13 protein-coding genes are annotated in these 22,635 nt (G+C 67.6%); 3 read left to right on the forward strand and 10 right to left on the reverse strand.

Features of this window, described 5'->3' with window-relative positions; genetic code table 11:
• Nucleotides 1-26: 26 nt before the first annotated feature.
• Complete coding sequence (locus tag ASG43_RS03255) at nucleotides 27-230, forward strand: hypothetical protein (protein ID WP_056500059.1); 204 nt, start codon at nucleotides 27-29, stop codon at nucleotides 228-230.
• On the opposite strand, the gene ASG43_RS03260 is transcribed toward ASG43_RS03255, so the two are convergent.
• Genes ASG43_RS03260 through ASG43_RS03270 form a run of 3 tightly spaced genes read right to left on the reverse strand, consistent with a single transcriptional unit; the run spans nucleotide 219 to nucleotide 14,808 of the window.
• Complete coding sequence (locus ASG43_RS03260) at nucleotides 219-13,340, reverse strand: DEAD/DEAH box helicase family protein (protein ID WP_056500061.1); 13,122 nt, start codon at nucleotides 13,338-13,340, stop codon at nucleotides 219-221. The two genes, ASG43_RS03255 and ASG43_RS03260, sit on opposite strands and share 12 nt — an antisense overlap.
• A complete protein-coding gene (locus tag ASG43_RS03265; protein ID WP_056500063.1) occupies nucleotides 13,340-14,158 on the reverse strand; it encodes a hypothetical protein in 819 nt (272 codons plus the stop codon). The genes ASG43_RS03260 and ASG43_RS03265 overlap by 1 nt, the downstream gene beginning before the upstream one ends.
• Nucleotides 14,158-14,808, reverse strand: coding sequence for a hypothetical protein (locus tag ASG43_RS03270; protein WP_056500065.1), 651 nt, complete (start codon nucleotides 14,806-14,808; stop codon nucleotides 14,158-14,160). Before ASG43_RS03270 ends, ASG43_RS03265 begins: the two co-directional genes overlap by 1 nt.
• A gap of 42 nt (nucleotides 14,809-14,850) precedes the next feature.
• Here ASG43_RS03270 and ASG43_RS03275 point away from each other — a divergent pair, with 42 nt between their 5' ends.
• Nucleotides 14,851-15,213, forward strand: coding sequence for a hypothetical protein (locus tag ASG43_RS03275; RefSeq protein WP_056500067.1), 363 nt, complete (start codon nucleotides 14,851-14,853; stop codon nucleotides 15,211-15,213).
• Here ASG43_RS03275 and ASG43_RS03280 read toward each other — a convergent pair whose 3' ends face one another.
• Nucleotides 15,214-17,316, reverse strand: coding sequence for a hypothetical protein (locus tag ASG43_RS03280; protein WP_156386393.1), 2,103 nt, complete (start codon nucleotides 17,314-17,316; stop codon nucleotides 15,214-15,216).
• Here ASG43_RS03280 and ASG43_RS22525 point away from each other — a divergent pair.
• The gene (locus ASG43_RS22525) at nucleotides 17,315-17,668 is read left to right on the forward strand and encodes a hypothetical protein (protein ID WP_156386394.1); all 354 of its coding nucleotides are present in this window, start codon (nucleotides 17,315-17,317) and stop codon (nucleotides 17,666-17,668) included. The genes ASG43_RS03280 and ASG43_RS22525 overlap by 2 nt on opposite strands.
• Before the next feature lie 114 nt (nucleotides 17,669-17,782).
• On the opposite strand, the gene ASG43_RS03290 is transcribed toward ASG43_RS22525, so the two are convergent.
• Genes ASG43_RS03290 through ASG43_RS03315 form a run of 6 tightly spaced genes read right to left on the reverse strand, consistent with a single transcriptional unit; the run spans nucleotide 17,783 to nucleotide 22,630 of the window.
• Nucleotides 17,783-18,709: a hypothetical protein gene (locus ASG43_RS03290; RefSeq protein WP_056500073.1), complete on the reverse strand. Its 927-nt coding sequence runs from the start codon at nucleotides 18,707-18,709 to the stop codon at nucleotides 17,783-17,785.
• Nucleotides 18,706-19,191: a hypothetical protein gene (locus ASG43_RS03295; protein WP_056500076.1), complete on the reverse strand. Its 486-nt coding sequence runs from the start codon at nucleotides 19,189-19,191 to the stop codon at nucleotides 18,706-18,708. Before ASG43_RS03295 ends, ASG43_RS03290 begins: the two co-directional genes overlap by 4 nt.
• Nucleotides 19,188-20,372, reverse strand: coding sequence for a hypothetical protein (locus ASG43_RS03300; RefSeq protein WP_056500078.1), 1,185 nt, complete (start codon nucleotides 20,370-20,372; stop codon nucleotides 19,188-19,190). Before ASG43_RS03300 ends, ASG43_RS03295 begins: the two co-directional genes overlap by 4 nt.
• A gap of 55 nt (nucleotides 20,373-20,427) precedes the next feature.
• Complete coding sequence (locus tag ASG43_RS03305) at nucleotides 20,428-21,033, reverse strand: DUF4376 domain-containing protein (RefSeq protein WP_056500080.1); 606 nt, start codon at nucleotides 21,031-21,033, stop codon at nucleotides 20,428-20,430.
• Nucleotides 21,030-21,998, reverse strand: a complete 969-nt coding sequence (locus tag ASG43_RS03310; RefSeq protein WP_056500082.1) for a hypothetical protein — start codon at nucleotides 21,996-21,998, stop codon at nucleotides 21,030-21,032. The genes ASG43_RS03305 and ASG43_RS03310 overlap by 4 nt, the downstream gene beginning before the upstream one ends.
• Nucleotides 21,995-22,630, reverse strand: coding sequence for a hypothetical protein (locus tag ASG43_RS03315; protein ID WP_056500084.1), 636 nt, complete (start codon nucleotides 22,628-22,630; stop codon nucleotides 21,995-21,997). Before ASG43_RS03315 ends, ASG43_RS03310 begins: the two co-directional genes overlap by 4 nt.
• Nucleotides 22,631-22,635: the final 5 nt, after the last annotated feature.

Consider the following 22,635-nt stretch of genomic DNA (forward strand, 5'->3'; position numbering starts at 1 on the left):
GGTGCGGGCGGTGGAAGGACGCGGGGATGGTTCGCCTGATGCTGGACGCAGAGCTGTCGACGACGGTGGTCGCCGCCGGCTCTTTGCTGACGCTGGCCTTTGGCCTGGTGCTCGGGCACCGCGGCCATTTCTGGCTGTGGTTTCACGCGCCCGGCATCGAGCGGCATCTGCCGACGGATGCGGGCGCGCTTCTCGGCCTCGCCTCGGCGATGGCGGTTTTAGCGGCCTGACGTCTTCTTCTGGAGGTCGGTCGCCTCTTCCTTGAGACGGCCCATCTTCTCCATGTACGTCGCCATGCCGGCATCGAAGGCCGACTGCGAAATCAGCCCGCGCTCACGCTGCCGGGCCAGCCGGCGAGCCTCCGCGCGCAGCTCCGTCTCGACCTTCTTCAGGTCGCGATACTGCCACTGGATGCCGGACTCGACGTCCTGCGGCTTGAGCTTGATGCCGACCGACGAGGCGAGCGCGGACGGCAGATCGTAGGGCCGCCCCTGCGCGTCCGTCGCGCCCGTCGCCGCGTTCTGGAGCTTGGTGTAATACCAGGAGCCCGGTATCCAGGCCGCGGACGGGAGCCAGCTCTTCCAGAGATAGTCGCCGATCTTCGCCGCCTTCTCGCCGAAGGTGTCGGTCTCGTCGTTCGTGATCTCCTCGCCCGTGAACGACTGCTTGTTCAGGGCAAGCTCGAAGCCAAGCAGGAGCGGGCCGCCGAACTGGAGCGGCGCAGGGAGCGGGATCGCGCTTGATCCCTGGTTGGTGTCGACGATGTCGCCTGCCGGCATCCAGCGGCGCACGTCGAGGAAGACCGGCAGGCCGTCCTCGTTGCGCCAGGGCATCCGCATCATGCGCGGCACGCCGAGCCACGTCTTGCCCTGCTCCTCGTCGCGCAGGCTCGCGCGCTCCTTCTCCTCGTCGCCGTCGTCGTCCCAGGCATAGGCGAGAGCGTTCACCGCGTAGGCGATGGCGAAATACTTCGCGAGCTTCCACGGCCGCGTGGCGATCATCTTCGCCACCATGGGCGCCGCCCGATAGGTGTAGGAGACGAACGGCAAGACCGAGTTGCGGGCCGCGTTCACCCAGGGCGCGCGGATATCGTAATCGAGGAAGGTCTCGCGGGCGACGGCGGCCGCCTGCTTCGGGCTATCCCCCGCCTCGCGCCGGCGCATGTAGGTCGCCATGCGGAAGACCTCGTCCTCGATGCGGTAGGCGTCGATCATCTTCGCGTCGGCCGCCTTGGCGAAGCTCCACACCTGATCGGCAAGCTTCCCGAGGAGCCCGGCCCGCGCGAGGAACGAGTTCTCCGCGCCGTCCTGTTCGCTCTTGGCCAGCTCGTCGAGGATCGGCTGAAGGACGTTCTTGCGGACCTCCTGGGACATCATGTCCATGCCGAACGCGCCGTTCTCCACGGCCTCGTCATAGTCGGCTGTGCCCTTGGCGTAGGCCCGAATGCCGGCGATCAGATCGCGCCCGCGCACGTCGGCCATGTCCATGAACATCAGGTTCGACATGACGTTGTTCATGTGCGTGACCGGCGAGCGGGCGGTCTTGTTCAGCTTCCACTGAGACAGGAGCATCCGCCAGACGCCCGGCTGGTTCATCACCTCGATCTCGTTGAGGTCGCGCCAGATTTCCGCGCGGACGAACTGGCCGGACAGCTCGCCCCAGCGTTTCTTACCGCCGGTGTTCGGAATGGCCGTGTCCGGCACCTTCACCCACTGAAGCTCGGGGTCGATCGCCAGCCGCTTCACGTCGGCCGCGTTCTTCCACGAGGCGCCGATCGGCTCGTCCTTCGTCGCCCATTCGGAGTTGGCGGCGATGTCCTTGTAGAAGCGGCCGGTCGCCAGATCGTGCGCCATCAGCATGTAGGTCTTGCCGATGGTGTACCGGGCGTCGAGGATTTCGCCCATCTTGCCGCGCTCGGCCTTGGTGTAATCGCGCCAGAGGATGACCTTGTCGCCCTTGGATCCGCGCACCTCCCAGGTCCCTTGCGAGACGTAGCCGGAATAGGCGGAGGGCACCGACTGCCGGCTCGGAATGTAGACCCGGTGAACGGTCTTCTCCTTGCCGTCCACCATCGCCCGCTTGTCGAGCACGGTGTAGGTCTCGCCCTTGATCGGCATGAACTTGCCGACCACCAGCCGGTTCGCCTCGACGGCCGCGATCTGCGCCTTACCGGCGTTGATCTCGGCGTCAATCCGGTCGAGGAGGCGGCGGGCCTGCTCGGCCTTCTTGCGTAGCCGGCCCAGCGCGACGCCTTGCTCTCGCATCTGCCCCTTCTGGTACGGACGAGCTCCACCCTTCTGCTCGCGAGCGGCATCCGCGATATCCATGCGCCGGGCAAGGTTCACCGCGCTCTCGCTCTGGCTTTCCTCCAGGCGAGCCGCCGCCACCTTGCGGCGGTTGGTCAGGCGCTCGATGCGCTCGGCCACCTCGGCCGCCTTCTTCTCCTCGCGGCGCTGCTTCACGACCTCGGCGAGGTTCTTCGTCGCCGCCTCGCGCGGCACCTCGAAGAACAGGCCCCGGCCCTTGAGCTGGTCGCCGAGGATCTTCCTCCGGCTGTTCCCCATGATCTTCCCGACCATCTTCTGAAGGCCGTTTTGGTCCTGCTCGTGCTTGAGGTAGACGCGGTGGAGGTAGGAGCCGCGGTTGCGCTCATAGCTCTCGGCGCTGAGAAGACCGAGCTGCACCGCTTCCTGGCCCAGCTCGTCGATCGCGATGCGGATCGGCTCGGCGATCTTCTGCATGGCGGCGTCGTTGACCGCTTCGCCCGTGAGGATCGCCTGGAGCACCTTGGCCTCCTCGACGCTCATGTCTTGCTCGGCCAGCGTCTTCAGGATCTCGGCGCCCTTGAACATGACGGCGCGCTCGTCGAGAGCCCGCGCCCGGTCCCGCGCGACATAGGAGGGATCGAGGCCGTAGCGGTCGATCAGGCCGGCGCGCGCCGTCTCCAACATGCCGTTCATCCAGGACATGCGGCCGTCCGGCGCGAACTTCGCCGTGCTGATCGCCTTGGCCACGGCGTCGAAGGCGCGCTCGCCGCCCTTCCACTTCCGGTCGCTCGTCAGGTTCACGCCGGGGAGGAGCCCGAACGTGGCGGCCAGCGCGCGGTCGATCGGCTGGCCCTTGGCGATGAAGCCTGCCGTCCGCCTCTGCGGCTCGGCCTCGGCGATGTCGGTGTCGGCCTCCGGGTTGAGGCTGAACTGGATGCGATCGTCGTTCGGATCGAAAGCGCCGTTGTTGCCGGTCGCGGACTTCACCTGACCGGCGTCGAAGACGATGATCTCGTCCATGCCTTCGTTGACGATGCCGTCGTAGCCTTCAGCTTGCATCTCGGCCATGCGTGCCGGCGTGATGTAGGCCGACTCCCCGTCGCGCCGATCAAGCCGCGATCCGGTCAGCTTGGCCTTCGCCTTCTCGATGAAGCCCGGTCCCTTGATGACAAAGGGGTTCTCGACGCGAAGGAAGACGGGGATCGTTTGCGCCCCGTCCGAGCTGCCCGGCTTTCCGAGCGAATAATTCGATGCCACGCGGGCGCTCGGGGAGAAGTAGGCGCCGACTGAGCCGTTCGGGTTCTCGATGCGGAACGCCTCGACGTCCGCTCGCGTGCCGTGGAAGACGCGCAGCGGGCGCCCCTTCCCGTCCACGATCTTGCTCTTGCCGAACCAGCGGTCGAAGGCCGCGCCCTTCGGCGCGACGGAAAGGCTCGGATCGGCCTTCTTGAAGGTGCCGTCAGGATTGCGACGCGCCATCTCGCCGGAGCGCGCCCGGTCAAAGACGTCCTCGAACGTCTGGTAGCCGCGACCGTTCAGGTAGTTCCGCACACGCCGGGACATCGCTCGAATGCGATCCCACGCGGCGCGAATGCGGCCCTTGATGCGAAGCGGCGCGGCTTGGCCCCGCTCCATGCGTTCGGAGTAGATCGCGAAGGCTTCAGCCTCCAGCTCGCTTTGCGACATGCGCGCCGCTTGCTCCTGCCTCCCTTCCGATGCCGCCACGACGGCGCGCAGCGCGTTGGTTTCAGCGGCGAGCAGCGCCTTCTCCTGGTCCGTCAGGAACATCGTCTGCACGCGATGGAAAGACTCGTGGAAGGCAAGGCGCCGACCGTCGCCGCTGGCGTTGAGCGCCACCGCGATGACGTCCTGCATCGAGTGATAGAAGCCGGCGATCGAGACGAACTCGCCTTCCTTGCCCTCGCGCCCCCATGCCTTGAAGCCCTTCGCCGTGCTCGGAATGCGGATGGCCTCGTGGAACTCGACGTCCGACAGGCCGGAAACCCTCTGAACGATCTCGACGACGGCCTTCTGTTCCGCCGCGGTCAGGCGCGGCTCCGGGGAAGCCTCGATGGCGCTCCAGCCATCCAGCATCTCGGAGAGCTGTGCTTCGTCGGTGTCGGCCTTCTGCGCCGCGGCAGGCTTGGCCTTCGGACGGAGCTTCACCATGAGCGCTTCGTGCTTGGCCTTGGCCTCCGCGTATTCGGCTTCCTTCGGCCACGCCGGAGTACCGCGCGCCTCAAGCTGCGCGATCTCCTTCTCCTGCCGCTCCACCGTCGCCTCTGCCGCCTCGGCGTTGGCCCCGGAAGCGTTCAGCGCGTTGCGCAGCTTCATCACGACGCCGAGCGCTTTGTCATCCTCGCCAAGCGGCGCCTCGTGCTCGATCTTGCTCTCGATCCAGATGATCGGCGTGTCGAAGGGGACGGAGAAGCGCAGCGGCACGCCGAAGAGCGAGCCGATGACGCCCTCCTTTTCGCCCGCCTCCACGCGCTTGGCGACGTCCTTCGCCATGGCGTCGGCCGCCTCGCCCATCTTGTCGAAGGACTTCTTCCCGATCTTGGCGGCAAACGTCTTCGTGTCGATCTTGGCATCCGCGCGGTAGAGCGGGACGTCGCGGCGCAGGCGCTCGTTGAGCGTGCGCAGCTTGTCGATCGCGTCCGCCGAGCGCGTGATCTCGCGCATGTGCTCGCGCCGCTGGTTCTCCAGCGTGCGAACCGTCTTGCGAAGGTTCATCTCCTCCAGGATTTCAGGGTTGCCGGAGGCCGCCGCCTTCATCTCGGCCGCGTTCGCCGCCTCGCCGCCGACGTCCTCGATCTCGCGGCCGCCGGCGCCCTTGCGGACTTGCTCGATGAAGCGGGCCTTGGCCTCGATCGTCTGCCACATGCGCGCGTCGAGCGTGCGCTCGGTAGCGTAGCGGTTGATCTCGATCTCGAAGCCTTCGGGGTCCGCCTCGTACAGCTCGTTGCCCTGCCGGATGATCCGGCCCTCGCGCTGTTCCAGGTCGGACGGGCGCCATGGCGCGTCCATGTGGTGCAGAGCGACGAGGCGGTTCTGCACGTTCATGCCGGCGCCCATCTTGGCCGTCGAGCCGAAGAGCACGCGCACCCGGCCGGAGCGGACGCGGCCGAACAGCTCGTCCTTTTGCAGCTCGGTGCCGGCGTCGTGGATGAAGGCGATCTCGGCCTCGGGGATGCCGCGCGAAATCAGCTTCTGCTTCAGGTCGTCGTAGACCGAGAAGTCGCTGGACAGCGCGTCGATCTCGTCGGGCGAGAGCTTGTCCAGCTCGGCCTGCGCAGCCTCCGCCTTCTCCTCGTCCCGGCCCTCGGCCGCTTCGATCAGAGCGCGGATGCGGGCCTGTTCCTTGCCCTTGGCCGCCTTCGGGGTGGAGAGGTCGATGAAGACGAGCTGCGCGCCCTTCTCGGCGTTCCACTTGTCGTAGATCGCCTTGATCCGGTCGGCGGCGTTGTTGATCTTCGAGGCGGGATTGTCGCCATAGCCGCCATCCACGAGACGCATGTCGAGCGCGGCCTTGCGCGCGTCGCCCATGATCTTGAGCATGTTGTCGGCGCCCTTCTCGGGGCGCTTCGGCATGTTCTCCGTGCGCCAGACGAGCGAGCCCTTCGGGTAGTTCTCGGTGTCGTTGCCGTCCGCATCCTTCGCCGGCACGCCGATGAAGGACGCCTGATCCGGGCTACGCGGAACGATGATGTTCTGCGGCTTGCCGCCCTTGATCTTCGGGATCGGGAGCTTCTTGCCCTGGCTCTTAAGCTGGCGGTTGATGTCGTCGCGGTTGATGACGTCGGCGAACGTCCCGTAGCGCTGCATCAGCTCCGGCATGTTCACGAACTTCGCGAACCGGGCGGTCAGCTTGTATTTGCCGGACGGGCTGATCTCCCAATCCGTGACCACCTCGCCGAACTGGCGAGCCCAGGCGTCGAAGTGGACGACGCCGCGCTCTCGCATGTCGGCATGGTCGAGATAGCGGCCGACCGTATACATCTCGGCCATGGTGTTCGAGATCGGCGTGCCGGTCGCATGGACGACGTTGCGCCCGCCGTTCCGACGCAGCAGGAACTGCGTCTTCATGAACATATCCATGGCCTTCTGCGACCCGGTCGGGTTCCCCAGGCCCATGACGCCGCGCTGCTTCGTGATGAAGGCGAGGTTCTTGAACTCGTGCGCCTCGTCGACGAAGAGCGCATCGACGCCCAGCTCGCCGAAGGTCAGGTTGTCGTCCTTGGCGCCGCTCTCGGACAGCCTCTTCAGCTTCTCCTTCAGCGCCTCACGCTGCTTCTCCGCCTGCTTGACGGTGCGATCGTCGCCCTTCTCGCCGGCAGACGACGCCTTCATTTCGCGAATAGCGTCGTCGATGTCCGCCATTTGCTCTTCGAAGAACTCCTTCTGGAAGTCGGCATCGAGCGCGACCTTCGAGAACGAGGAGTGCGCGACAATCACCGCGTCCCAATCGCCGGACGAGACGCGGGCGAAGAGGCGCTTGCGGTTGCCGGCCTCGAAATCCTTCTTGGTCGCGGCGAGCACCCGGGCGCCTGGGTAAAGGCGCAGGAAGTCCTCCGCCCACTGCCCGACCAGATGGTTCGGGACGACCAGCATCGGCTTTCGGGCAAACCCGGTGCGGCGCAGCTCCATCGCCGCGGCGACGATCGTGAACGTCTTGCCGGCGCCGACGACGTGATCGAGGAGCGTCGTTCCGCCCTGGACGATGCGCCAGACGGCGTTCGCCTGATGCGGGCGGAGCTTCAGGATATCGTCGCCGACCTTGCCGGGGAACGTGAGGTGCGAGCCGTCGTACTCGCGCGGGATCGTGGTGTTGAACTGATCGTTGTAGAGCGCGGCAAGGTCGCGGCGGCGCGCGTCGTCGGACCATATCCAGCGGCGCCATTCGTCCGCGATCCGGCGCGACTTCTCGGTGGCGGCCTCGCTCTTCTCCTGGTTCAGGACGCGGGTGTCCCGGTCGATCTGGTCGAAGATTTGGACGGCGCGCTGTTCGAGCGCTGCGCGAAGCGTGCTCGCGACGTCGGCGTCCTTGGTGCCGTACTGGACTTGCGCGGCCTCGGTGACGCGACCGAGCTGCACGCTCCACTGGCCGGAGAGGCGGGAATAGATGGCCGTCGCGCCGCCCGCTCCCGTGATGTGGTTGATGAAGTCGGCGACGTACTTGCCCGGCACCCAATGGGCGCCCGGCTTCACGTCGATGTCGGCGGCCTCGATGTCAGTCGGCTGCACCGCTTCCAGCGCCGAGACGTTGCCGGCCAGCGACGGGTCGCGCTTGGCGGCCTCGCGGGCTGCGGCGAGCTTCGCCTTCACGTTCCCCGACAGGTAATCCTCGCGGGTGACGAGCGAGCCGTCGGGCGTCTTGAAGAGGAGGCCCGACAGCTCGTCGAAAAGCGAGGCTTCCGAGCGGTTGGTCAGGCGGGACATGAAGTCCATGTCGACGCGGCCCGAAACGGAGAGCGCGGCGGTGAGCGCGTCCTTGGCGTTGGCGGCCGACGTCGGGGGCGAATAGGGCGACTGCGTGCGCTTGGAGAAAATCGCAGCCTTCTTCGCGCTCGGCTTGCGCGGCGTCTCGCCGGTCTTCTTGGCCGCGTCGGGGGTTATGCCCTTGTCGAAATTATCCTCCAACGCGGCGAGCTGCGGCCACGTCGGGTCCTCGCCGAAGACGCGGCGGTTGGAGTCCATCGAGATCGGGCCGTTCGCCTTCACGAAGGCATCGTAAGCCCGGTTCAGCTCGGCTCGCGCCTCGTCGAGGAACCGGCCGTTGGCGGTGTCGGATAGCTGGAGCCCGCGCAGCTCCGTGAGGGCGTCGCGGATCTGGATCAGGCCCTTGGCCCGTTCGAGCGCCTTGCCGGTGAGCCCGGCGGACTCCACGCGGGCCTCCGTGCCGAAGTTCTCGCCGCGCACGGCGACGTCGCCCTTCTCGTCGAGGAACATCGAGCCGACCTTGACGGTCTTGTCGACCTGGGCGGCGCGCGAGCGCTCGACCGCCTCGTTCGTCCAGTCGCCCATCACGTCGCGCGGCAGCTTGGAGATCGCCGCGTCGAGAGCGGCTTCCATGTCGACGCCCTCCTTCGCGATAAGCGCCGTCGTCCCGGCCCGGTACATCGAGCCCGAGCGCTGGAAGGTGCCGAGCATCATGTCGGGGTTGCGCACGAAATACTCGTTCAGCGGCATGTCCTCGCCGCCGAGCGGGTCCGGCACATAGGCCGTGTCCGTCCAGCTCTCGCCGGTCGTCGCCTCGCCGTCCTTCAGCTTGCGCAGGAAGACGATATCGGTGGTGACTTCGGTCCCGGCGTTCTTCGCGAAGGCGTCGTTCGGCAGGCGGATCGCGCCCAGGAACTCGGCCTTGCCGGCGATGTAGCGGCGAGCCTTGTCCTTCACGACGGCGTCGAGGAACGAGTTCGAGACGACCATCGCCAGAACGCCGTCCGGCCGCAGGAGGTCGACCGACTTGGCGAAGAACATATTGTGGATGGAGAAGTTGTTCAGGTGCGCCCGCTTGGGGTCGAACAGCTTCTGCGAACCGAAGGGCGGATTGCCGATCGCCAGATCGAAATAGCCGTCGGGCGCGGTGAAATCCTGGAAGCCCTGATGGTGGACGTCGGACGCGCCATAGAGCGCCTTGGCGATGGCCGCGGTCGTGTCGTCATATTCCACGGCCGTGAAGCGGGCGTCCACGCCGTCGGGACGCAGACCGAGGAAGTTGCCGACACCGACGGACGGTTCGAGCACGCGGCCCTTCTTGAAGCCAAGGCGCTGTGCCGCGCGCCAGACGGCGGAGACAATCTGCGGGCTGGTGTAGTGGGCGTCCTGGGTCGAGCGCTTGGCCGCGGCGAGCGCATCCTTGGACAGGATCGCCTCGAGCTTCTTGGCGCGGGGCTCCCAGCCTTCGGCATAGGTGCCGTCCGGCCGCTTGAACGCCTGCGGGATGCCGCCCCAGCCGACATAGCGCGACAGCTCGCGCTTCTGCTCGTCGGTGGGAACGCTGCCGGCCAGCTCCTCGATGAGTTCGATGGCGCGCAGGTTGTTGTCGAACTTCGTCTTCTGCCCGCCGGCGCCGATCTCCTCGGGCGCGGTTATGCGGAAGTCAGATCGTCCTCGTCCTCGTCCAGCGCCAGCGTCCCGAACGCCAGCTTCGTCAGATCGGGGTCGGTCGGCCGATCCATCTCGTCCGCTTCCGGTTCCGGCGTCGGGAGAAGGTGCTCGCGTGCCACTTCCCACGCTTCCGCCTCGGTCATTCCGAGGCTGGTCTGCTCGGCCATTATCCGGTGCGTCTCGTTCACGCGCCGGTCGAGCCAGATCGCCAGCTTCCCGCTCTCCTTCAGCTCGCGGTGCAGGGTCGGCAGGAACTCTCGCAGGTGCTCCCTGGCCATCGTCTTCCAGCGGGACTGTGCGGCCATTGGTGCCTTCTTCCTTCGCGGGTGCCGGCTTCGACGCCGGAGCGCCGCGCAGGGCGGTCTTCTCAAGAAGGCTGGCGAAGTCCTCCGCGTTGAGGTCTTCGCCGCCCCACTGGTTCATGGACCGCGAGCCGAACTTATCGGCCGGGGTGGTCGAACGATACAGGATCCGCAGGCGGCCGCTATGGCTGATCTGCGCGTAGATGCCGGAGCCGCTTTCGGGGTGGGCGAGGGTCAGGGAGACTTCGCCGGACACCGCCGGGCCGGCTTCGTTCACGCTGACAGCGCGATCGGGCTTGCCCTTCTTGTCGACGTGCGGGGCGAAGCCCTTGGCCTGGAGCCGCTTGGCGACATCCTGCATGAAGTTCTTGGCATCGAGGAGGAAGGCATCCTTCACGCCGCCGCGCAGGCCGCTGTCGGTGGGCGTGTTGGCGCCGCCCTCGATCTCCGTCCAGCCGTCGATATCCTCGACGCCCCAATCCTCGCGCAGCGTGCGCGGGGGCTTCTCGTCTTTGGTCTTTGGTTTGGTCGGATTGGTTTCCGAATTGGTTTCCGCGGCAACCGGATCGGGGGCTTTCGCAACAGGTGCAGGTTCTGCACTGGTTGCCGCCTTCGGCTTGGCCGCCGGGAGGTCGAGCAAGTCGGTCTGGTCAACGCCAGAGCCGAACATGCCGACGTCCATGTCCTTCTGCTGGGCCTTCGCCTTCAGCGCGGCGTCTGCCTTGCGCTGGGCCTGGGCGCCCTGCCCGATCGCCTCGGCGCCGGGGATGACAAGCTGCGGCTTGCCGTCGGCGCCGGCCTCTACCTGTTGCGCATCGCCTGCGCGGACCGGAGTCGTGCGCTCGCCGCCGCGATCTGGCTCAACTCCGTCAGCTCGGCCGCTCGCTCGGGGTTCTCCGTCGCCTGCTTCTTGAACGACCGGGCCGCCTGCCCCCACTGCTTCGGCGTCAGCTTCGGCTTCCCAGCCGGCGTCTCCTGCGAAGAATGGGATGCCGATGTCTGCGTCGGCTGTGGCTGCTTCATTGGGCTGCGCCTTTTCCTGGATGGTCCGCTCTGCGGCCGCCACCATCGCGTCCTCGGGGTCGAGCCCCTGCGCAATGAAGTCCTCGGCAATCTGCCTCAACTCGGGGCTGTCGGGGAAGCCATAGACGTCGATCATGCGATCAACTTCTGCAGCCGGGTCGGAAACAGGCTGTGAGCGGGCGCGGCGGGGCCCGGAGCGGGGCGCGTCCTCGTCCGGCTGCGGCTGGGCCGCGCGCTCGCGCTCGAACTCGTCCGCGGTGCGGATCGGGTCGCCGGCCATCTCGCGCCGGAGCGCTTCGAGGATCTCGCTCTCGGGAATGTAGCCGTTACCGTCATCCGGCCCGTTCGCGAAAAGCTCGTGCTCCTCGCGCACGAAGTTGTCGGCCGCGCCCATGCCGCCTCGCCGGAAGAGGCCCGGCGCTGTCCGCGACGTGATGCCCATGGAGCGGAGTTCGCCCGCGAGCGTGGAGCTGGGGTCGATGCCGCCGGCTCGGCGTAGCATGGAGGTGACGGGCTTCTTGGGAAGCGGCTTCGTCGGGGCCTCGCCGAAGGGCTTGGTCGTGTCGCCGTTCGCCAGCCAATCCTTCAGGCCGTCGACGGTCGTCTCGTGGATATCCTGGAGGCGAGCGCCGCCCTTGCCGTCTGAGAAGGCGGCCTCGTAGATCGAGGCGACGTCCGTCTCGTCGTTGACGCCGCCGAACACCTTCACCTCGTCGAAGGCGCCCGTCTCGGCATCCTTCTGATCGACGACGAAGACGGTATCGGAGGCGGGATCGTCGCCCATGTAGAGGTCGATCGGATCGCCGTCGGCACCCTTGGTGCCTTTGATGTCGCCATAGTGGGCGGGCATCTCGACTTCCCAGGTGGAGCCGTCCGGTCCCTTGCCGCTGCGGGTGCCGCCCTTCGGCGTTTCCACGCTGATCGAGAGGCCGTTCCAGTCGCCGTGGCCCTTCGCGTAGTTGCCGGCCTTGGCCTGCCCCTCAGACGGGGCCGCGATGCGCGGCGCGATGTCGTCGAGGTCGGAAGCGTTGAAGATCGTGACGGGCGCGTTGCGCGAGCCGTCGTCAAAGGGGCGAAGGCCGGTCGAGCGCGACGCGGCCGGGGCCGTCGATCGGGCGCGGGGTGGAGCGGTCCGTGCGGTCGATTCCCGGCTACCGGCACCGAAGCTCTGGAGGATCGGGCCGAGTTTGGAGCGGAGGCGGTTGGCGCGCTCCGTGTCGCCCTTGGCATCCAGCTCGTCGATCTTCACGCCGAGCCGGCGCGCGATGGCGCGGTTCACGCCGGGCGCCGAGGCGTAGGCGGTGGCTTCCTCCGGGGAGAGGCGATCGAGGAAGGAGGGGCGCGCGTCGGCGGACTGAAGCCCATCCTCCTCGACGTCCTGCCGGATGCGGTCCTCGATCTCGCTCATGTCGAAGTCGGGTTCTTCGACGGGCGCGGCGAGCGCGGCGCGCGGATCCAGGCCGGAGCGAACCGGCACGCCTTCGGCGGCGCGCTGGATATCCTGCTCGAAGAACACATCGGCGAGGCGCGCGTCGCGCTCGTCCGTCATGGCCGGGCGCGACGAGAAGGGCGAACGCTCGCCATCCATGATCGCCTTGCCGTCGTCGATGAGGTCGTTCGGGATCGGCGACGCGCGGTCCTCGTCCGTCAGGCGGGTGCTGTCGAGACGCTCGCGATCGGCCGGAACCGGCACAACGGTTTCCGGCTCGACCTCGTCGAGGACGTCTTCAGCTCGGCCCACGCCTTCGGGCAGCAGGTCGTCGGTGCCGGCCTTCCTGCGGGTCAGAACCTCGCCGGTGGCGGTGCCCGCGCGGACGGCGCCGCCGAAGCCCGCGCCACCAACAGCGCCGGCCAGCATTTGCTCGCCAGCTTCGGCGGGGTCGAAGCCCTTCACGGTCCCGAGGTTCGAGCCCGTATATTCGATGCCCTCCTGCGCGGCTTCGGTGCCGGCTTCGATGAGCGCAGCCTTGCCGGCGGCCTTCGGCACCTGCTTCAGCGATTGGGTGGCGACTTCGCCGAGCCCGAACATCTTGTCGACGCCCAGGCGTTCGAGCATCGCGGACGCGGCGGCGGCCGGGAGCGTGGCAAGGAGATCGCCGAACGTGGCGTTCTCGATGCCGTTGTTCTCGGCGCGCTGGTCGGCCAGTTCACCGGTGCGGGCATAGACGTAGCCGGGCAGGTTCGCGACTGCGAAGGCCATGTCGGGCGCGGAAACGATGCCCTGTTCAAGCGCGAAGGGGATGAAGCTGGCGACCGGGGATTGCTTGAAATCGTCCCAGCTCGTGCCCTCGCGATAGCCGAGGTCAGCGTTCTTCGCCGCCTCGCTCCCACGCCGGACATCGCCGAGAAAGCCGGACTTCGTGTCGAGCCCGACCTTGTCGAGCAGCGCGAGCGTTGAGTCGTTCATGCCGGCGACGACGTCGAGCGCACGTTCGCCGACACCGCGGGCGAGGTTGCTCAGATAGCCCGGCTCTTCGCCTGGCGCATATGGCTCCTTGATCGGCTTCGGCTTCACGCCGGACGTCGCCGCGGTCGGGGGAATGAGATCGTCGAAGAAGCCAGCCCCGGTCGTGGACGGGCGCGCGCCCTTTTGAGCCGGCGCGCTCTGTCCCGGGATCAGGTCGTCGAACATTCCCATCAGAGGCCCGCCTTGTCAGGGTCGATCCCGGCGTCCTGAAGACGCTTGCGAACCATTTCGGGGGGAGCCCCGAGCTTAATCGCCTTGCGGGCTTCGTCGATCGCTTGCGCGTCGGACATGCCTTCGGGCCGCGCGGTCGCCGCCGTCGTCGTCTTGGAGCTGTCGGCGTCGGCCTCCGTCTCGCCGATGCCGAGACCCTTCAGGATGCGGTCGCGATTGCGCGTGCGCGACTCCTCGACTGCCTTCGGATCCGGCGCCCCGATGCTGTCGCCGAGCTCGGTCTTGACGGCCGTCTCGACCATCTTCTCGATTTCCATCGGCGTGGCGTCGCTGCCGCGCGTCTGGCGGACGTATTTCCAGGCTTCCTCTGGCGTCTTCACGATGCCCTTGGTGATGAGCCATTCGGCCGTGCGGACGTCGGCAGGCGTGTCGCTGGTCTTGGATAGCGCCTTCACCGGCTTGCCCGCCTCGTCCGTCACCCGGCGGGTCTTGTCGCCGCTGCGCACGAGAAGCTCGCCGCCCTCGCCGGTGATCGTCTCCTCCTGGCCCATGCGAGTCAGATCGGCTCGCGACGTGCGATCCAGCTCGCCTTCCTTGGCGCGGAAGTCACGATCGGCCTGCGACTCCGACAGGCGCGCATTGCGATCGAGCTGGCCTTCCTTCGAGCGGAACTCGCGATCCGTGGCTTCACGGGAGAGGAGGCGGGAGTTCTCCAGCTCGGCAATCGCCGCCTCGCGCTTGGCCTTGGCTTCAGCGACGATGCCTGCGCCCGCGCCCTTGGCAACACCGGCGGCGAGAAACCCGAGAAGACCGGCCATTATTTCGCTCCCTGCGGCATGAGGCCCGTGCGCTTGGGCGCAGGCTTCTTCGGCGCGGCTTCCTCCTCGCCTACAGGCGCGGCGCGGTTGGCGCCGTCGCGCTCGGCGAGTTGGCGGAAGTAGCCTTCCAGCTCACCTGCCTCGTCCATCTGCTGAAGCGTGTTGAGGTCGGCCTGCGCGGACTCGCGGTCGATGCTGCCGTCGCCCTCCATCTCCATTCGGAAATGGTCGAGGGCTCGGAAGTAGGCGCCCTCAAGCGCGTCCTCGTCCTGGCTGTAATCGAAGACGTTGGCGACGCGGGACAGCTCGGCGAGGTCTTCGAAGACCTCCTTGGCCGCGGCGAAGAGCACGTCGCCCGGCAGCTCCTGCCCGGCTTCCTTCGCCAAGCGCATGACGCGGATCGTCACCTGTGCGGACAGGCGGGCGAGCCCTTCCTGCGGGTCGCCCTCCCCGCCGAGCATGTCGACGGCTTTCGGCAGGAACGCCTTGTCGTAGACCAGCATGAACGCCTTGGCGACGAACCGACTGTAAAGCTCTTGCTCCTCGGGAGACGCCTTCTGTTCGTCAGCGGACAGACGGCGAGGCTCTTGCGCAGCGGCCGGTGCGGCAGCATCATCGCGGACCGGCGCGGCAACCTGTTCAGGTTCCATCGGTTCACTCCTCGGAAAGCACGCTCGAGCGGAGACAGAGCAATGCTGAAGTTCTTGGTGGTCGGGATTGGTGTGCTCGCGGCTGGACCGGCCTGGGCAGGCTGCGCCAACTACACCGACGGGTCGGTGTCATCGCCGGCGCCGCGGGCGGAAGTCTGCTTCAAAGGGAAGTGCGAGCAGACGACGCTGAACTTCTCGTGCAGCAACGCCTACAGCAGCCAAGTGGGCTTCGCGAACGGGTGGGAGCTTTCGTACCGCATGGATGACGGCTCGGGCAGCGCGGGCTTGCCCGCCGGCGTCGAGGATGAGACGGCCGTCAGCAGAAACGGCAAGAAGGTATCCGACACCGCCACGTTGGTTTGCCGGCCGGTCGACGAAGCCGGCTGCGACGGCTTCCCGCTCTAATCAGAGCGCGTAGGCCACTGAGTTGGCGCCAGACGATCCCCACTTCTGCTCGGGCGTGGGGCGCGGCGTCGGGTCACTGAAACCGAGATACTTTGCCGCGAAAGACGATGTCGAAGCCTGGGCCGCTGGAGCGGGAGCCTCTTCCTCGTTCTTCGCCGTCGGCGGGATCGACGATGGCGGGGCCGTCCCCTCACCTTGCGATCCGCGCGATGCGTTTCCGCCGCGCAGGCTCGCGGCGAGATCGAAGGTGTTCTTGTCCCGGAGATTAAGCGCCATGTCGCCAACGGTTGGCAGGCCGAGCAGCGGAGCCGCCAAGCCATAGAGCCCGGCCGCGGTGCCGATGCCGGGGACCATGCCGATCCCGACGTCGATCGCGCCGGCCAGAACCTTGTCGGGAAGCGTGCGCTCCTTCTTCGCCGCGGCGGGCGCGGGCTGTGAAGCGGGGCTCAGATACTTCTCGCCGAACCGGTTTGTAGCGGGCGCCGCTACAGCGACGTCCATGCCCATCGCCTTGCCGGGAATGGGCGTGCCGTCCGCTGCAAAGCCGACGTTGGCGGTGTAGCCCTGCTGGGTCGCGGGCGACACGGCGAGAGCGGCGTTGTTCGGGTCGATGCCGTACCGATCGGCATAGTCTGCGACAGCCTGCGGGTCGACGCCTCGACGGGTCGCCGCGGCGCGGACGGCGTCGGTGATCTTCCCGGCACCAGGGCGCGCCGTCGGGGACGGGACGTTCTTCGGGGCCGCAGTGACGCGATCCGTTCGACCCGGCGCCATGGCGCTGACAGGACCCGGCGCGGTGCCGTCGAGCCGAGCATCGCCGACGGCGCCAGAGTTCACGAGGTTTCGCGCGGCCGCCAGCGTTTCGCCGTAGCCGACCGTCGCCTTGTTGAGGCCGTCGCCGGCGTAGTAGCTGCGGCCGTCCTCAACGGCGAGCCCGGCCCATTCCTGAGCGAGGGTTCGCGCATAGGTTTCCGGCGTCAGCCCCTTCCGGCTGCGAGCCGCCTGGGTGGCACGCTTATCATCGGCGAGGGTCCGGGCGAGCTGGTCCTGCGTCGCTTTCGTGAACCTCGTCTTGTTGATGTCCATGCCCGCTTGAGCCGCCACTTCGGGCAGCGTGTCGCGCATGATCTGGTAGGCGCCGACGGCCGTCGAGAGGTGCCCGTCCCTGAGCATCCCCTTCTGGTACGACATGACCTCGGCGATCGTCATGTTCTCCAGGTCGGCGTGGGTCGGGGTCTTCTTGCCCTTCTTCGGGCCGACGAGGCCGTTGTATGCGTCGGGCTTCCCGGTCTTCGGGTTCGGCGCCTTCTGCGCCTCGGCCTTGCGGACTGATGCGAGCGCGCCATCCCATGCGCCCAGCCGGTCGTCGCTGATCTTGTTCGCAGCGCGGACAGCCGGCGCGAAGTCGGCGCCGTAGTTGCCGGGGAGCTGCTGGGTCTTCAGCGCGGACGCGAGCCCCGTAGGTCCCTTCGCTGCCGGCACGTTCTCTCCGAACCGGGAGGTCGCAGGAGGTGTCGTGCCCGGCAAGCCGGTGTTCGTGCCGCCATTCGCGTAGACGCCGCCAACGGATGACGTCCGCCCGACTGTGCCCTTCGGCGCCTTGCCGAAGCTGCTGTCGGTGGAGCCGTCCGCATACACGCCGCCTGAAGCGTTGACGCGACCGACAGTCGGCGTGGAGGTGAGGCCGGCGGCGAGGCCGGTGCCGACCCGTCCGGTCTTTCCTGCGGCCGCGGGAGCGGTCGCCGCGGGGGAGGCGCCGGGAAGCCCGCTGTTGGTCCCGCCGTTGGCATAGACGCCGCCGGTGGAAGACTGGCGACCGACGGTGCCGCTGGTGACGCGCTCGCCCCGATCAGCCGTGATGCTGCGCGTGACGGAGCTCGGCGCCGGCCCGGTGCGCAGGCTGCTGGCCGCGGGGGTCATCGCAGAGCCGCCGAAGCGAGACGCATCGGGGCCAGAACGCAGGCTGCTCGCCGATGGCGTCGGAGCGCTGCCGCCGAAACGCGCGGAGTCGGGGGCGCTCGATACCCGCCCGGTCTTGCCGGCAGCGGTCGTCGTGCTCTTGGACGCCGTTGGCCCGGTGCTGGATCGCGAGGCCGACCCCATGGAGGAGGACGGGGCGCTGGTGTTCGCCGGAGCCGATCGGGAGGCCGTGCTTGTCGACGCCGACTTACTGGCCGCGCCTGTGCTCGATCGCGAGCTTGGCCCCATCGAGGACGAAGACGAGGGCGCGCTGCGGCTGGCGGATGACGCGCTGGACGCGGACGCGGACTTGCTCGACGAGCTGGTCGACGACGCGCTGGCGCTGCGATCGGAGCCGATGCCGCCCGAGGACGTCGACTTGCTCGCGCTCGATGTCGACGAGGACTTGCTGGAGGAGGAAGAGCTGGCGCCCTTGCTCGACGAAGAGGACGATCCGCCCTTCGATCCGCTTGCGGCCATGGGGAACCCTCCTTGAACGGGGAACAGCAAAAACCCGCCGCGCTGGAAGCGGGCGGGCTCATTCGGTTCGGTGGCAGGGTCTAAATACCTGCGTAAGCTCGGGGCGCTCGGGCGTCAAGCGCCCGCTGCGTCAGGCGGCGACGGAGACGATGCGCCCCTGGGCCGGATCGTACTCGAAGCGCGTGCGGCCATAGGCTTGAGCCGGCGTCGGACGAACCGTCGTGTCCTGCGGCATCGGCTTCTCGTAGACGGCATCGCTCATGTTGTACGAGGCGCGCAGGCGCATCTCCTTCTCCAGCTCGGTCGCGCGCGACTTGTCGTATTCCTCCGCCTGCATCTTCAGCTTCTTGTCGTCCTCCTTGCTCTTGTAATAGGCCATCGCGCCCTCCCCGAGCCCGGCCAGCACGTTGCCGCCCGTCTCCGTGCCGAGGAAGCTCATCAGCCCGCCGCCGCCACCAGCGGCCGCCGCAGGGGCCGCAGCGGCAGCAACCGCCGGAGCCGCCGCCGCGCCGCGCGTCAGCGACGCCGTCTGATCGTTGAGAGCCGACGCGAGTCCGCCGCGGCCGTTCGCGGCCGGGACGTTCTCTCCGAACCGCGCGGAGTTCGGCGCCGATGACGTGATGCCGGTCGGAGCGACGCCTGTCGCGGTCTGCGCCGCCTGCAAGCCCGCGTCCGCCGCCGGCGCGGTCGTGGCCGCCGCTGGCATCAAGCCGGTGCCGGACGCGAGCCCCGTGAGCCCGCCCGTGACTGCCCCGCCAAGCCCGCCCATGAGCGCGCCCTTGCCGAAGCCGTTGCCGGTCAGCGCGCTGATGCCGCCGCCGATGATCGCGCCCATCGCCGCCTGCTTCACCGCGCCGGTGAGGACGTTGCCGAGGACGCTGTTCCCCATCGAGGAGGCGACCTGGGACAGCCCGCCGGATGCGAGCGACTTCGCGCCCGTCGCGGCGCCCGCGGTGAAGGTCGCGGCGCCAACGGCGCTGACGGCTTGGCCAACGCGCGCCACGGCCGAGCCGACGGACTGGAAGACCTTCGTGATGCCGGAAACGATGCCGCTCATCGGTTGAACTCCATTCGATAGATTTCGCCGTAGTGCTTCAGGCCCAGCCGCTCAAGGGCGCGCCCGGCTTCCTTCGGATCGGCGCGGATCACCGCGCTTGTCCCGCATTTCATCTCGATGCAGTCGGGTGCGGCCTCGGCCCACTCGATCATGCTCTTCATGAGCCGGATGGGATCGGCCGGGTCGACGTCCTCGGCCGCGAGCCAGAACAGATCGCTGGCCATGAGGCGGTCGTAAATCCCGTAGAGGCGCGACAGGGTGCCGACCAGGACGCCTGTGACCCGGCCATTCGTCTCGGCGACAACCGCCCATGTCCCGCCGAGGTTCTTCGAGCCATGTCGCTGGATCGCCTGGACGAGGAGACGCTTGGTCTCACGCTCGTCGATCATGCAGCCGGTCAGAGCATAGTGCGATCGGCGATGGCCGTCCTGGAGAACCGCGACGATGCCGGGAATGTCGCCGAAGGTGGCGGGCCGGATCACCAGCGCCGCCCTTCCGTCTTGCCGAACATCTCGTAGTGCTGTTCGGGCGTGATGAGCCCGGCATCCACTGCGGCAGCGACATCAGGGTTGGCCGCCAGATAGCTTTCCGGGTTGAACGGCTTGGTCGACTGCGCCGCGACGGGAGCCGCGGGGGCGAAGTCGGCGTCCGTCCATTTCAGGTCGATGGCATACATCTGCTCGACCATGTTGATGTTCTTGTCGCGCAGGTTCCGCGCGGACACGATCTGCGCCTCGCGCGCACCAGCGTCGAGGTTCGGGTTTGCCATGAGCGCAGTGTAGCTGTCCTGAAACGCTGCCTGCATGTTCACCAGCATCTGCGCCGCCTGCCCGCGATCCGAGGACTTGAGGTTCCAGGACGCGAGCTTCTCCTGAAGGCCGCGGTCAAGGTTCCTCTCTGCCGTCTGGTAGGCAATTTCCCTCTCCTGGGTAAGCTGCTGATTGGCGCGATCCTGTGCCGCCAAGCCCACCTGCACGTTGAGGGATCGGTCCTGAAGAAGCTGTTGGTTGATGCGGTCCTGGTTCGCCAGCCCCTCGCGCGACGCGATATCGCGGCCCTGCATCATCTCCTGCAACGCGCGCTCGGCCGCGGCCATGCCCTCTCGCGAGGAGATGTCGCGGAGCTGCTGCCGTTCCTGCAGGGAGATGTTCTTGTCCTGCATCAGGATATCGAGTTCGCGCTGCGCCTTCGCGATGCCCTCGGTCGACGCGCGATCCAGCCCCTTCTCGCCGCTCTGCCATTCCTGGTCGTCGTCCTGCCCGAGCATCCTGAACTCGAAGTCCTTGCCCTGCATGTTCTTCTGGAACGCCTGATTGGCGTCCTGGGCGGCGATCGGCAGGATGGAGCGGAGCGTGGAGTCCTGAACGGCGCCGGCGGCCATCGAGGAGTTGAGGAGGCCGCGGCGGTTGGCGATCTTCAGGCCGTCGGCCTTCGCCTGCTGCATCAGCACGCTGTCCTGCGACGACAGCTCCTTCACCTTGTCGGCGACGCTGTCGTTGATCTGAGCCGGGAGGGTCTCCTTCCAGGCCGCGCCCTGCGCAAGCCCGGTCTTCGGCGTCGAGAGCGCGGTGCTCGCGACGTCCGGCGTGGTCAGCGCCTTCACGCCAGCGGAGGTGACGGCCGGTGCGGCGGCGGTCAGCTTGAGCGGATCGGTGTTCGACATGCGAGCGTGCCTTCAAGGCGGGAGGATAGAGCGGGGCGGGAGGAAAAGCCGCCCTTCAGGACGGCCAGTACCGATCGTGGGCGAAGTCCGACGGGGCCGGCGAGGTCTCCTTGATCGCCTTCGCCGCGAAGATGATGGCGCTCTCCTGCGCGGCCGCGGCTTCCCCGAAGGCGAAGCACTTCCGCGCGTCCATCGGCACGAGGGTGTTGTCGCGTGCGATCCAGACGAAGTCGCTCGTGCCGCCGTGCCACCGCAGATCGCCCGGCAGCGAGCCGGCGGCAACGGCAAAGCCGGCGAGCGTCGCAGCGCCGGTGATGCGCTTCTGCGAGGCGTCGTCATAGTCGAAGGCGACGCCCTCGAAGGTGAAGCCGGCTCGGATGCGCCGGTCGCGCTCGGCGTTGATGTCGCGAGACTCGGGGCCGGGTTTTGTGGTGACGATCCAAGTCTGGCGCCAGACACCATCGGTCTTCTTCGGCGGGCCTTCAATGACGACCTCGGTGAGCAAGTCGAAGCCGGGCATGGTTGTCGGCTGGACGATGTCAGCTCCGACCTTCTCCAGGACGTCCAACGGAGGCGTCGCCCCGAACAGGGCCGATGCGGTTTCGCGGATATCCTCGGCGGTGAGCGGATAGCGGCCGTTTGCGCGGAGCCTGTAGTTCATATCTGACCTGCCTGTGTGCTCGGGAAGGCTCGATCCTTGCCCCAGATGATGCGGACGGCGCCGCTGGTTGCGGCTGTTGAGAGGGCGCCGCCGCCGCGCCCATAGTCGCCCGTCGAGCGGGAGGCCAAGCCGTAGGGGGCAACGCCCTCGCCTGGGCTTCCGCTCGATCCGCCGCGCCCGCTGCCGGCTGAGCCGGACGCCGCGGCTTCGGCATAGGCGGTGCTGTATGTCGTTGTCGTCCCGCCGGACTGGCGGCCGTTCGTCATCTCGTACTGGTAGTAGCCGCTGGTCATATACGAGGCGTAGAAGCCCGCGTAGGACCAAGGGTATCTCTTCGTGTCAGGCGGGACACCCTTGGGGTCGCCGACGACGCGATAGAGTTCGGGCTGATAGGTGATGCTCTCGGCGAAGGGCTCGATCTTGGTGTCCGAATACGCCGCGAGGCCGCCCGTGAACGTCCAAGAGTCACTGCCGGTATCCGGGTTCTGCGTTACCGTTGGCTGCTGATACGAATAGTAGGCCGCGCCCGTGCCGCCGCCGACGTTGTACCCGCCCGACGCCCCGCCGCCCCCGCCGTAGCCGCTGTAGTAGGTGCCGCCGGGTCCGCCAGCATACGAGACAACGCCCGTCCCGCTGGACGCCGGAGCCCCGCTCTGTCCGCTCGCGCTCGCTGCGCTGAGGAGGCTACCAACCTGCGCCGGCTGGCCTGAGCCGACCGATGGCACGACGATCGAGATTTGCTGTCCAGCCGTGACCGGGATGTTGTTGCGGTAGGCGAGCGCAGCGCCGCCTCCGCCATAGGCCCCATAGGAGCCATTCGCGCCGGCACCGATCGCAACAGCGCTGATGGAGGTGACGCCCGCTGGGACCGTGAAGATGTAGCTGCCCGGCGAAAGGTACGACTGCTCGCCGCCCTTCACCTTGCGTCCTGCGATCAAGAGCTTCTTGCCGCTCGGAAGGCTCATTGGATGGCCGCCGTTCGCCGATCGGCGACGATCTCAAGGATCAGGCGATAGGGCGTGCCCGCAGTGAGGACGACGCCCGTGTCTGCAATCGCAGTGCTCTTGGTGCCCGCGCCGAGTTCCCAATAGGTCGTCCCGCTGATCGAGATCGAGCCGCTGGAGTAGATCAGGTTGATCTGCATCACGTCGCCCTCGACCATCCCGGTCGGGTTGATGACGAGGGAGCCGGCGACCGTGACCTTATGGACGTTGCCGTCCGCATACTTGAACTCCTCGGTCACGGACGCCTTCGTGCCGTGATCGACCACCTTGGGCGACAGCGAGCCTGTCAGGCGATCGCCCGCCTTGGCGACGTAGGTGTTGTCGAGGCCAAGCGCGGTTCGAGCCTCCGCCGCTGTTTTGCCGCCGGTGCCGCCGCTCGCGATCGGCATCGCGTCCGTGATGGCGATGCTCTTGGCGACGAGGTTGCCGAGCTTGTCGACGGTGAACTTCGCAACGCCGCCGATCTGGAGGTTGAGGAGCTTCGAGTCGGGGGCGGACGCGGCATCCGAGACGTTGATCTTGATGCCGTTGTAGCTCGTGCCGATGCTGTTCCAGGAGTCGGTCAGCTCGTAGATATATTGGTTCGTCGCCATGGGAG

This window comes from Aureimonas sp. Leaf454 (assembly GCF_001424685.1).
Classification (GTDB): domain Bacteria; phylum Pseudomonadota; class Alphaproteobacteria; order Rhizobiales; family Rhizobiaceae; genus Plantimonas.